Genomic DNA, 12,477 nt, shown 5'->3' on the forward strand with positions numbered 1-12,477 from the left:
CTTAAGAAGGATTATACTACTTAAATCGTAATTATTACGTTTTAAATACAGAACTTATAGAAAGGCAGTGTTAGGATGGCTAATCATCATCGCGTTATTATTATTGGGGCTGGGGCTGCTGGTATTGGGATGGCAGTGACATTTAGGGATTTTAATATGAAGGATGTACTCGTCATTGAAGGTGGGACAATTGGTCAGTCGTTTAAACAATGGCCTAAGTCAACTAAGACGATAACACCTTCTTTTACAACGAATGGTTTTGGTATGCCGGATGTCAATGCGATTGCTAAGGAAACGTCTCCTGCGTTTACCTTTAATGAAGAACATGTCTCTGGAGATACATATGCAGAATATTTATGTATTGTTGCACAACACTACAACATACAAGTCGCTACAGAGACGAAGGTTTCAGACGTTGCCTACGTAGACGGTAAATATGAATTAACGACAAATAAAGGTGTATATTCAGCCGATTACATCTATGTAGCTACCGGTGATTTTACCTTTCCACATCAACCGTTTAAGTATGGTCAACATTATAGTGCAGTTGATGATTTTAACAATTTAAATGGGGACGAGTTTATTATTATTGGTGGCAATGAGAGTGCCTTTGATGCGGCTATTCATCTCGGTAGTCGTGGTGCGTCTGTATCGATTTATACATCTTCCACAGGCTTTGATCATGACGATGCAGACCCAAGTGTTCGTTTGTCGCCTTATACACATCAACGCTTGAGAGAAGCCGTGCGCCAAGGTGCTCATATCGAATTGAATGTAGGTTATCACGCCTCAGATATTACTTGTCACGACGGCGTTTACCAAGTTCATTTTGAAAATGGTCATACAGCAACTTCGTCATCTGAACCGATTATCGCGACTGGATTTGACGTCACACGTAATCCTTTAATCCAACAACTCTTTACCGTACGAGATAAAGAAGTTCAATTAACCGACTTAGACGAATCAACACGTTATCCCAATGTCTTCTTAATCGGAGCAACCGTCCGTCATGACGAAGCAGTACTATGCTATATTTACAAATTTAGAGCACGTTTTGCCGTATTAGCTAACATTTTAATGCGTCGGGAAGACTTACCCGTTGATGCATCGCTCATCGACACTTATAAGAAGAACAATATGTATCTAGATGATTACAGTTGTTGCGAAGTGGATTGCACATGTTAGAAGTGACTTTCAATTTAAGAGATGGAAGTTATACTCCAATCCCTGATGAACCACATACGCTTTCTCTTGAAAATTATTCAAAATTAACAACACGACAACAACAATTACTTCGTAGCTATATCGTAAAGCATCAACTAGAAGTTTCTCTGAACGAAAGTGTGCCCTCCTCACCGCATCATAGTTCACAGATTATTCAACGACTAGAAGATTTCGTGGAGGAAAGTAAAGGCTATCAACCTAAGGGCTTCGAGACATTATTAGGATGGCTTATTATCTTAATGATGTTTGCCTTTCCAGTCTATTTGGCCTATCACTTTTCAGATTGGCTACAAACCAACTATGTTTCAGAGTGGATTACTACGCTTTCTCAATATCCCGTGTTTCAAATTGAGTGGCTAAACAACATTTTATTCGGCGACTATGGCGTATTATCACTAGGAACTTATTCGCTTGTCTGGGCATTACCCGTCGTTATTATGATTAGTTTATCGACGGCTACCATCGATCAAAGTGGTTTAAAACAATATGTAGTGTGGTCCATTGAACCAACGATGACACGTATTGGTTTGAATGGTTCAGACGTTATTCCATTGCTAGAAGGATTTGGCTGTAATGCCGCAGCAATTACGCAAGCCGGACATCAATGTAGCGTGTGTACCAAGACACAATGTATGAGTTTAATTAGCTTTGGGTCATCATGTAGTTATCAAATTGGCGCCACATTATCGGTCTTTAGCGTCGCACGCCAATCGTGGTTATTTATGCCCTATTTAGCTATGGTCTTTATTGGCGGTATTTTACATAATAAATTATGGATGAAACAAGGCACTCTAATGCCTACGCAAGTCGTCCATCAATCGACGGGGTTGCACTGGCCAAAATTAAAAGCGTTAGGCGCTCAAATGTGGGGCAATGTTCAAATGTTTGTGGTTCAAGCATTGCCTATTTTCATCGCTATTTGCTTTGTGGTTAGTATTTTATCTCTAACTCCTCTACTACATATCATTTCGTATGTGTTTACGCCGATGTTAGCTTTATTAGATATTCCAACACAGCTATCACCAGGGATTTTATTTTCAATGATTAGAAAAGACGGGATGTTGTTATTTAATATGCATGGCGGTCAATTGATTCAACAACTCCCTGCATGGAAACTATTATTGCTTGTCTTCTTCAGTTCGACCTTTACGGCTTGTTCAGTCACTATCACAATGTTGATTCGTCAATTAGGTTGGTGGGAAGGTCTGAAAATCACTATGAAACAAATGATGACATCCGTATGTTGTGTCGGTTTACTAGGTGTCGTTACGATGGCCGTTAAATTGATGATTAAGTAAGGAGGTTAACTATGCAAATTATTATTATCGGAGGCTTTTTAGGCGGTGGAAAAACAACTACATTAAATCACTTAATTACCGACGCATTAGATAATAACTTGAAACCTGCCGTATTGATGAACGAATTTGGGAAAATGAGCGTCGACGGCCAGTTGATTGAACAAGAAGTACCTATGGAAGAAATAGTAGATGGTTGTATTTGTTGTGCTATGAAGGCTGACGTTTCTGACCAGTTACATCAACTGTATTTAGATTATCAACCTGATATTGTCTTTATTGAATGTAGTGGCGTGGCCGAACCATTAGCCGTGGTGGATGCATGTTTAACGCCTGTCTTAGCGCCTATTATTCAAATTAGAAGTATTGTGGGCATTGTTGATGCGACGATGTATGAGCGACTTGATGCCTATCCTGCCGATATTCAAAAATTGTTTCTTGAACAAATACGTCATTGTTCTACACTTTTTGTTAATAAAATTGATTTAGTCGCTATAGAGGCTACGGCAAAACTTTTGAGAGAGCTTGAGTCGATGAATAGCACCGCCAATATTCTAGTAGGTAGCTATGGTTCACTATCCTTGAAGTCGCTATTAGAAGCTACAAATATTAAGCGTCACGATAGTCAAATACTTCACGGCGACATTGGACATTACTATATAGAAGCACCACAGTTGAAATCTAAAGCTGACTTTATTGATGATTTAAGCGCACTACCTAATGACGTTTATCGCGTCAAAGGCTTTATCCGTTTCACAGACGAACAACATATTTATCTCGTCCAATACGCCCAAGGAGAAATCGAACTCTCCCCCATCCAATTAACAGCAGACGTCCCATTATATCTAGTCGTTATCGGTAAAAACCTAGACAACATCGATATACCATTATAGCTCTTCCTTGTAGATTTTAGAGGGCAGCGACGGAAATCTAATGTGATTTAGTCGTCTCACCCTAGTAAAAGTGACTAGAGATGAAGAAGTGAAGTTTAAACGCCTCTTCATCTCAGTCAACTACTATCTAAAACACAAAAAGGGAACAGTTATAAACTAACATATTGACAATTTGCAATATGTTGAAATATAATGCAGGTCATGGAGGGATAAACATGAAACAATTAAATCAACGCTATGAAATCAAAAAAGGCGTTTGGCTTAACAATAGAATTGTGATGGCCCCAATGACTACTAAAGGATCTACATGGGAAGGTTATATTACAGACGAAGACCTTCAATTTTATAAACGCAGAGCAAATGTAGCGGGATTACTTATTACTGGTGCAACCGCAATCAGTCCTTTAGGTGAGAATTTTCCTTACCAAATGTCAATTTATAATGATAGTTTTATCCCAGGAATGACAGAACTTGCGCAAGTAATGAAATCTAAAGGGAATAAAGCAATTGTGCAACTTTATCATTCTGGCGCGAACTCTATCACTTCTTATAGAAAAACTGGAAAAGCAGTAGCACCTAGTAGACGAACATTTCATCATCTTCCTTACGTCCCTACTGAATTATCTGAAGAAGATATATGGGGTATTATTGAGGACTACGGTTTAGCTACTCAAAGAGTTATTGATTCAGGTTTCGATGGCGTGGAAATCCACGGCGCATACGGTCATATCATTCAACAATTCTTTTCAAAATACTCAAATAAACGTACCGATGCATGGGGTGGAAGTTTAGAAGATAGAATGAAATTTATTACGGAAATTATTAAAAAAGTAAATCAAGTTGCCCGTGAAAATAATAAAGAAGATTTTATTATTGGTTTTCGTATCACCGAAGAAGAATATCATGCAGATGAAATAGGGTATGAATTATCAGAAACCCTTCAACTTATAGATAAAATAGCAGATATGAATATTGACTATATTCAAGGTACTAGTGTTCAATTTGCCGAAGCTTTTAGTAAAACAATCAATGGACGTACAACATATATCTGTGTACCAAATGCGATTGAGAAAGAACAAGTTGAATATGGTTTGAATTATGGTGACTTAGTTTCAATCGCTCGTGCAGCTATGATTGAACCTGATTATGCACATAAAATTGAAACCAATACTGCTATAAAAACTGAAATTACTTCTACCGATATGGCTAAAAACCTAATGTGGCCGAATAAGTTAATGGTTTGGATGTTAGGTCCTTATGGTCAAAACTTCTTCATAAAAGGGTTACAATACTTTAAAGATATTGCGCGATATTAAGAAAGGAGGATTCAATCAAATGCCTGATTTAACTAATGATGAATCAATAGAAATATTTAAAGCCTTATCAAATCCCACTCGCTTAGCTATTTTAGAATGGTTGAAAGACCCTAAACACACCTTTGACCCTATAAAACAAGGCGATATCGATATGGATGAAGTTGGCGTTTGCGTTAGCCAAATTAGAGAAAAATCAACTATTAACCAATCTACCGTTTCCCAATATTTATCAATGCTACAAAGAGTCAACTTATTACAAGCTACTCGAATCGGTAAATGGACTTACTACAAACGTAACGAGGCATATATTCAAGAGATTAAAGAATTAATATCTCAATCTTTATAAAAAGGAGTCATTTATTATGAAACCAAAAGAAATAATAAGTAACCTTTCTATCGACGATAAAATAAAAATCATTACTGGGCATCATTTCTGGTACACACATCCATTGAAAGCGTATGATTTAGAATCTTTATTATTAACAGATGGCCCTTCCGGTATACGTAAGCAATCTGAAGGTGCAGATGCCTTAGGTCTCAATAAAAGTATTGAAACTATCGCCTTCCCTGGTCTTGCTCTTGTCACGAGTTCTTTTAATAAAAAGTTATTAAACCGATATGGCACATTGTTAGGCTCAATAGCTAAAAGTGAAAGAGTAAATATTTTGCTTGGTCCTGGCGTTAACATTAAACGTCATCCTTTAGGCGGCAGAAATTTTGAGTACATGTCTGAAGATCCATTCTTAACAGGGATATTGGCTTCTGAATATGTTAAAGGTGTTGAATCACAAGGTGTAGGTACAAGCGTGAAACATTTCGTTGCAAATAACAGGGAAAATCAAAGATTCTCAAATTCATCAAATATTGATATGAGAACACTACGTGAAATATATTTAAAACCGTTTGAAATGATAGTTAAGCGTTCAATGCCGGCTACTGTCATGACTTCATATAATTTATTAAATCACGTCTACGTTTCCGAAAATCGCTGGCTATTAACAGACATTTTAAGAAATGAATGGAATTACCAAGACTTAATCTTATCCGACTGGGCAGCTATAAAAGATAGAGCGAAAGCTTTAAAAGCTGGGTTAGACTTAGAAATGCCAGGTAAAGATAGCTATACTATAAATGAGTTAAAAGTTGCGCTTCACAACGGCGATATTAACGAAGAGATGTTAAATAAATCGGCCGAAAGAGTTATTGATACGATTCAACGTTATCAATCTGAGCAAGAACCTGAACTGTATGATAAAGATGCATTTCATGAAGCAGTCAAAGATATCGCTAATGACAGTACAATATTATTGAAAAATAATCATCAAACCTTACCTTTAGCGTCTAAAACATTTAGCGTTATTGGTGATTTAGCTGAACATCCACGCTTTCAAGCCGGTGGGTCGTCTAAAGTAAATCCTTATCATGTCGTTTCACCTGTAGAAGCATTGGAAAATGATATGAATGCCTTTGCCAGAGGTTATGAGATTAATGAAGAAGATAGTAATAATGAGCTTGTTGAAGAAGCAGTAGAACTTGCTAAGAAAGAAGAAAATATTGTCCTCTTCCTCGGTTATCCAGAACACTATGAAGGGGAAGGCTATGATAAGACTACACTCAACTTACCTGACAACCAAGTGCAATTATTGAAAGAACTATATAAAGTTAATAAAAATATTGTCGTAGTGTTACAAAATGGCGCTGTTATATTAATGCCTTGGGAAGATAAGGCGCTATCCATTGTGGAAACATATTTGCCGGGTGAAGCGGTCGGTGAATCTATTAGGGATATTTTACTTGGCACAGTGAATCCTTCCGGAAAACTTGCCGAAAGTATTCCTAAACGTATAGAAGATATTCCTTCTTATTATAGTTTCAATAAAAGTAAATCTGAGGAAAATTATTTAGAAGGCTTATTTGTAGGTTACAGACATTATGATACTAAACGTATAGATGTACAATTTCCATTTGGTCATGGTTTAAGTTATAGCAACTTTGAATATTCAAACCTTAATATTGATGTCAACACAACGCATTTAGATATACAATTTGATGTTACAAATACAGGTCAATACGACGGCGCTACTGTGCCACAAATTTATGTTGGTAATCAGACAAGCGATATCGAAATGCCTACTAAAGAATTAAAAGCGTTTGAAAAAGTATATCTCGAGCGAAATCAGACTACTACAGTTAAGGTTACGATACCTTTTGATGATTTAAGATGGTTTAATGCGCAAACCAACCTTTGGCAATTTGATCATGGTTTATATGAACTATTCATTGGAGAATCTGTATCGGATATCCGTTTAAATTCTACAGTTAATATTACTAATGAGCAGTTAGATATTCAGCGACCGTTAATCAATGAAGATACCTATCTATATGAAGTGATTGAACGTAAAGATGAAATGTCTCATGTACTTGAGAAATATGAATTTGATAAGATGATATCTAATATCAATGAAGATAAATCCTTAGCACCTCTATTTAAAAATATGCCATTACGCTCTCTAATCATGGTAAATCTAGATATTAATAAAATTTATCGTTTTATTGAAGAAGCAAATAAAGAAATTACACAAACTACAGATAAATAGTCAATAACATAAAAAAGCACTTTCTATTTTAAAATTTCAATAGAAAGTGCTTTTACTAGTTAGAAAAGGTTATATTTTAGACTGCCTTCCCACTAATTTTGTCTTTATCTGTTCCAATATCTAAAGCGTTCGAATGCATCTACAATCGCCTCTGGTTTATCAGAAACAATCACACCTGGCGCATCTAATTGGATTCTGCTATGGTTTAATAATTTAGACGCTGCCTCAGATACCACAACTGGTTTTTTGTGTTTATAACTTAATTCTGCAAAATCAATTGCTTCTTCTAATAATTGGTTACCATCTGATAAGATAATCACACTATCGAAGACAGTTGAACTTGCTGTACTGTAAGTTTCAGTGATACCTACTTCTTCAGTTAAATCTTTCGCATGTTGTCCTACGAAAGCGAAGTTCAAACGATTGTTTGAGAAGACTTCAGCATAGCCTTTCAATGTTTCTGCATCGACGTCACCATTGATTAATACGGCTACAGAGTGGCCTAATAATGGGATATCGAATTTCTCTAATGTTAATTGGCTATCGCTTGCGTCAGATTGAACTTCTTCATTATTTTCAGGCACCTCAACGCCGACATTTTGCGCTACATATTCGGCTAATTGACGATCGACTTTGTTTAATTGATCGACGGCGTTTTGTTTAACCATTACTGATTTACATTTACCGATTTCGAATGAGAATGCATCAGCCATATGTTGTTGTTCCGCTTCAGTTAAGCTATTTTTATAAAGTTTAGGTTGAGAGTAATAATCTTTGAAGCTTTCACTACGTTGACGCACTTTGTGGCCTTCAACTTTTTCTTGGTAATGTTCATAGCCACCTTCTTCTTTAGGTGTCGTATGTGGTTCATTATTATTCAAACCGTTTTTATGGTAAGACGTTTGACCTTGGTGAATGCTCATTTGGTGCATAGCATCACGTTGGTTATTGTGTACCCCACTAACCGGTCTATTGATTGGAATTTGGTTAAAGTTTGGTCCGCCCAATCTTGAAATTTGTGTATCTGTATATGAGAATAAACGACCTTGTAATAATGGATCATTTGTAAAGTCGATACCAGGTACCACATGTCCAATATGGAAAGCTACTTGTTCTGTTTCCGCAAAGACATTATCCACGTTACGATTTAACGTCATTTTACCCACACGTTTGACTGGAATTTGGTCTTCTGGCCAAATTTTCGTAGGGTCTAAAATATCGAAATCAAAGTCAAATTCTTGATCAGGCGTAATCATTTGGAAACCTAATTCCCATTCAGGATAATCGCCTTTTTCAATTGATTCGTATAAATCTTTTCTATGGAAGTCGACATCTTTACCATGTAAGATTTGCGCTTCGTCCCATACTAAACTTTCTAAACCGTGTAATGGTTTCCAGTGGAATTTAACAAAGTAAGATTGACCTTCTTTATTTACCAATCTAAATGTATGCACACCGAAACCTTCCATTTGACGATAGTTCTTCGGAATACCTCTATCACTCATCGCCCAGAATACTGCATGCGTAGATTCAGGGTTTTGCGCAAAGAAGTCCCAGAATGTGTCATGTGCTGAACCACCTTGTGGCATTTCATTATGAGGTTCTGGTTTTAATGCATGTACGAAGTCAGGGAATTTAATCGCATCTTGAATAAAGAATACTGGGGCGTTATTACCAACTAAATCAAAGTTACCTTCATCAGTATAGAATTTAGTTGCAAAACCACGGATATCTCTTACTGTATCAGGAGATCCTTTTGATCCTTGTACTGTAGAGAAACGTACGAATACTGGCGTTGTTTTTTCAGGGTGAGTTAAAAAGTCTGCTTGTGTATACTCGCTCATATCTTCATATACTTTAAATTCACCATGTGCACCAAATCCACGCGCATGTACGACACGTTCAGGAATACGCTCATGGTCGAAGTGCATCATTTTTTCACGGAAATGGAAGTCTTCTAAAAGCGTTGGGCCTCTATCGCCCGCTATAAGAGAGTTCTCATCCTCACTTACTTTCACACCATGGTTAGTTGTGATTGCTTGATTATCATTATTTTTCTTTTGCTCTTCTAATTGTTCAAGCTTTTTATTATTTGATTCTGTCATCTTTATCTCCCCCGATAAAATTATATTTGCCTTTATCATAATTAATGACTAACTATGCCCTATGGATAACTACTAAACATTTGTTCTATTCCCTTTACTCATAATTTTAATCACGCTTTAAACTTTATAATTTTAATATATTTTTTATTCATGATTTTTATTTTGTGAATTATTTTCCTGAAAAGTAGGTTACGTATAGGTTTGCGAAGGAGATATATTACGAATGCATGTCGAGAAAATGTAGTATATAATAGAGATATCTTTAAAAAATAATAAAGCTACTAACTTGTATAGATAAACTCTCCTGTGAGCGCCCCGTTGCTACATACATCCACAACGTTAAACTGCATTATTATTTTTTATCCAGTTTCACCAGTTCATATTAAACCCCTTATTACTATCGTCATATGAAATATAAAGAAAGGGATGAACGACTTTGAGTTTTTTATGGACTAAAAGAGTCAAACTGTTAGAGTTATTCGTATTAAGCGTCTTAACCGTTTTAGGTATTGGCTCCCAGTTTTTCTCCAATCTAGCATATAGTCTAAATCAAGGACTATTGCAGACTGCATTTGGATTAGGTTCCAAGCAGCTCATTATACCCTCTATTATAGGGAATTTCTCTTTTGCACTAGGCATACCGTTGGGCCACGTCTTCACACATAAGTTAGGTACTAAAAAGACATTTGTCTTTTTCACCTCATGCTTCTTAGTAGGCTCGATTATCGGCATTATCTCATTTGATATTTATTCACTATCTATTTCGAAAACAATCCAAGGATTTAGTACAGGAATCTTATTCTTCACGTTATTACCTAAACTATTCCAAGCATTTCCTAAACGCTATAAGAATGTATTCTTACTATTAGTTATAGTGGGATTATTTGGTGCGAATGCATTAGGCGGCATGTCAGGTAGCTTCTCATTAGAATTAGATAGATGGAAATGGATATTTGTCATTAACATTGTTTCAAGTATCTTATGTCTTATTCTTGGCCCAAGATTCTTAAATAATGCGGATAAAGCTCCTGAAAAGGAAGAAAAAGGTATACCTTGGCATATCGTATTTTTAGTGTTAACGACAATCACTATTAGCGTACCGATGATTATGTTGACGCAACAAAGTCATATCACGTTTCTAAGTTACATTTTCTTATTAATTGCCGTATTGTTTTTCGTCAATTTCGTGTACTTGAATATGAAATCTGATGCGCCAATTATGTATTTTTCAACGCTATTTAAGAAGAAACCAATTGTTGGTTCGGTCATGGCAATTTCATCTCACTTAACACTCTTAGTGGGCATTGCCGGTATTAATGTTTTCCTTTTAAAAGCATTAAAATTACCGTTTGAAGTCACAGAGAAATTTTATCTTTATTTCTTCATCGGAGTTATCGTCACAGGATTTATTAAAATGTTGTTTTACAGTTCCATAGGTGCCGGTATATTAGGTACAGTCGGCGCTGCCTCATTAATGTACGTCAGCATACACTGGATTGTATTAGAACATTCAGTTAACGTTAATCTACTCTACCTACACGGCTTCTTATTAGGCTTTGGGACAAGCATGACATTACTTAGTGGCGCCATGGCAACGTTACTTGATGGCGATTTAAAATACGCCTCAAATCGTTCTGTGACGATGCATAGCATTAGAAACTTTTTATCAGCATTATTAGTGCCAATCGTGACGTATATCTTAAAAGATGATATCCAGAAAGGCCTACAAACGTTGTATTCAGGTTATACCACACATATCGCGAATAAGTTCGTCTTAACGCAAAAGATTCAAGATGTCATTATCCATTCGAATCAGAAGATATTTACGTTGATGCTTATTTTTAACGTCGTCATGTTAATCTCATCTATCATCCAAATCTTCTTAGGAAAAGGACGCAGAATCACCCCTAAATCTTAGAGCAGATTTAAAAACAACAATATCCAAACATCAAAAAAGCATCTACCTTTAACTCTTAATTGAGCAAGGTAGATGCTTTCGTTTGTATTATGAATGACTTTTACTTTTGTTCCATGGCATAGGGATGTGTAAGTGAAGTAAGTCGAATTTTTCAATTAATTTACCGATAATAAACGCTAGAATTGTACTTGTGATTGCGACTGCAACGATTGTAAGAATTGATGTAATTGGATCGTTAAAGCCGAAGAGTACGATGGCACCTGCCATTGGTGTTGCCATACCTGTGACGTTAATCACTAGGCCACTAAAGGCAATGATGCAGGCGTTAAACATACCGATAAGAGCATTTGTGCCGTATAGTACGGGCGCATATTTTACGATTAAGTCGATTTGTGTGAGCGGTTCGATAAATACTGCAAAGCGATTTGGTTTTTGACCAATTTTCAAAATGTTAAATAATGTGAAGTTAACGAATGATGCACCAGTACATGTAATCGCACCGATGGCCATTGGTAAACCTGTAAGTCCTAATATACTTGCAAGTACCATTGAACTTAACGGCGTCATGCTTGTAACTGGAATGATAAGTCCTAAAATAATCGCTAATGAATATGGACTGCTATCGCCAACTGAATTAACCGCATTTGCGATTTGGTTCAGTATAGCTGTGATCGATGGATTAATAAGCGTAGCCAAGCCAAATACTAAGGCTGGCGCAATTAAAATCACCATGATTAAGTCCAAACCATCTGGAACTTTCTTTTCAATCAATTTAATTAAAAATGCCGTTATATAAGCAGCAATAAATGCTGGTAATAAACTAAAATCTTTCAATACAAGTCCTACAATAACTGCAAAAACTGGAGATACGCCTAAATTAATGCATGTAAGAATACCTACGGCGATACCTCCCAGACCTCCCATTAAGTCACCTATCGTTTGAAGAAAGCTAATATGGAAGATACCTCCAATAGCGTAACTTAAGAATGCCTGTGGAAGAAACGTAGCACAAGCCGCTCCTGAGAGTGCCTGTAAGCCTTCCTTACCGTATGGCGCGAACTTTAAGAACAATGTCATAACAATTAAAACTACAACTAATGTTCCTACTCCTAATACAATATTCATTTAT

9 protein-coding genes are annotated in these 12,477 nt (G+C 36.4%); 7 read left to right on the forward strand and 2 right to left on the reverse strand.

Annotation, left to right across the window (positions count from 1 at the left end; translation table 11 throughout):
- The first annotated feature begins 75 nt into the window (after positions 1 to 75).
- From HS848_RS10650 to HS848_RS10675, 6 genes are all read left to right on the forward strand, one after another.
- Complete coding sequence (locus tag HS848_RS10650) at positions 76 to 1,185, forward strand: NAD(P)/FAD-dependent oxidoreductase (protein ID WP_198612307.1); 1,110 nt, start codon at positions 76 to 78, stop codon at positions 1,183 to 1,185.
- Positions 1,179 to 2,522: a ferrous iron transporter B gene (locus HS848_RS10655; protein WP_198612308.1), complete on the forward strand. Its 1,344-nt coding sequence runs from the start codon at positions 1,179 to 1,181 to the stop codon at positions 2,520 to 2,522. Before HS848_RS10650 ends, HS848_RS10655 begins: the two co-directional genes overlap by 7 nt.
- 11 nt (positions 2,523 to 2,533) lie before the next feature.
- Complete coding sequence (locus tag HS848_RS10660; RefSeq protein WP_198612309.1) at positions 2,534 to 3,412, forward strand: CobW family GTP-binding protein; 879 nt, start codon at positions 2,534 to 2,536, stop codon at positions 3,410 to 3,412.
- Positions 3,413 to 3,627: 215 nt separating this feature from the next.
- Positions 3,628 to 4,728 (forward strand): oxidoreductase, encoded by a 1,101-nt coding sequence (locus HS848_RS10665; protein WP_198612310.1) that lies wholly within the window; start codon positions 3,628 to 3,630, stop codon positions 4,726 to 4,728.
- Between the two features lie 19 nt (positions 4,729 to 4,747).
- Positions 4,748 to 5,074, forward strand: coding sequence for an ArsR/SmtB family transcription factor (locus HS848_RS10670; protein ID WP_107508611.1), 327 nt, complete (start codon positions 4,748 to 4,750; stop codon positions 5,072 to 5,074).
- Positions 5,075 to 5,090: 16 nt separating this feature from the next.
- A complete protein-coding gene (locus HS848_RS10675; protein WP_198612311.1) occupies positions 5,091 to 7,325 on the forward strand; it encodes a glycoside hydrolase family 3 C-terminal domain-containing protein in 2,235 nt (744 codons plus the stop codon).
- 104 nt (positions 7,326 to 7,429) lie between these two features.
- On the opposite strand, the gene HS848_RS10680 is transcribed toward HS848_RS10675, so the two are convergent.
- Complete coding sequence (locus HS848_RS10680; protein WP_198612312.1) at positions 7,430 to 9,430, reverse strand: catalase; 2,001 nt, start codon at positions 9,428 to 9,430, stop codon at positions 7,430 to 7,432.
- Between the two features lie 436 nt (positions 9,431 to 9,866).
- Here HS848_RS10680 and HS848_RS10685 point away from each other — a divergent pair, with 436 nt between their 5' ends.
- Entirely contained in the window at positions 9,867 to 11,348 is a 1,482-nt protein-coding gene (locus HS848_RS10685; RefSeq protein WP_198612313.1) for an MFS transporter, read from the forward strand.
- Positions 11,349 to 11,435: 87 nt separating this feature from the next.
- On the opposite strand, the gene HS848_RS10690 is transcribed toward HS848_RS10685, so the two are convergent.
- On the reverse strand, positions 11,436 to 12,473 hold the full coding sequence (locus HS848_RS10690; RefSeq protein ID WP_198612314.1) for a PTS sugar transporter subunit IIC: 1,038 nt from the start codon (positions 12,471 to 12,473) through the stop codon (positions 11,436 to 11,438).
- Between the last annotated feature and the right edge of the window lie 4 nt (positions 12,474 to 12,477).

This window comes from Staphylococcus caledonicus (assembly GCF_016238465.1).
GTDB lineage: Bacteria > Bacillota > Bacilli > Staphylococcales > Staphylococcaceae > Staphylococcus > Staphylococcus caledonicus.

Excerpts from the sequence above, each read along its gene's own strand:
- HS848_RS10660 (WP_198612309.1), top strand. The coding sequence starts at position 2,534 with ATGCAAATTATTATTATCGGAGGCTTTTTAGGCGGTGGAAAAACAACT.
- HS848_RS10650 (WP_198612307.1), top strand. The coding sequence starts at position 76 with ATGGCTAATCATCATCGCGTTATTATTATTGGGGCTGGGGCTGCTGGT.
- HS848_RS10675 (WP_198612311.1), top strand. The coding sequence starts at position 5,091 with ATGAAACCAAAAGAAATAATAAGTAACCTTTCTATCGACGATAAAATA.
- HS848_RS10670 (WP_107508611.1), top strand. The coding sequence starts at position 4,748 with ATGCCTGATTTAACTAATGATGAATCAATAGAAATATTTAAAGCCTTA.
- HS848_RS10680 (WP_198612312.1), bottom strand. The coding sequence starts at position 9,430 with ATGACAGAATCAAATAATAAAAAGCTTGAACAATTAGAAGAGCAAAAG.
- HS848_RS10690 (WP_198612314.1), bottom strand. The coding sequence starts at position 12,473 with ATGAATATTGTATTAGGAGTAGGAACATTAGTTGTAGTTTTAATTGTT.
- HS848_RS10655 (WP_198612308.1), top strand. The coding sequence starts at position 1,179 with ATGTTAGAAGTGACTTTCAATTTAAGAGATGGAAGTTATACTCCAATC.
- HS848_RS10665 (WP_198612310.1), top strand. The coding sequence starts at position 3,628 with ATGAAACAATTAAATCAACGCTATGAAATCAAAAAAGGCGTTTGGCTT.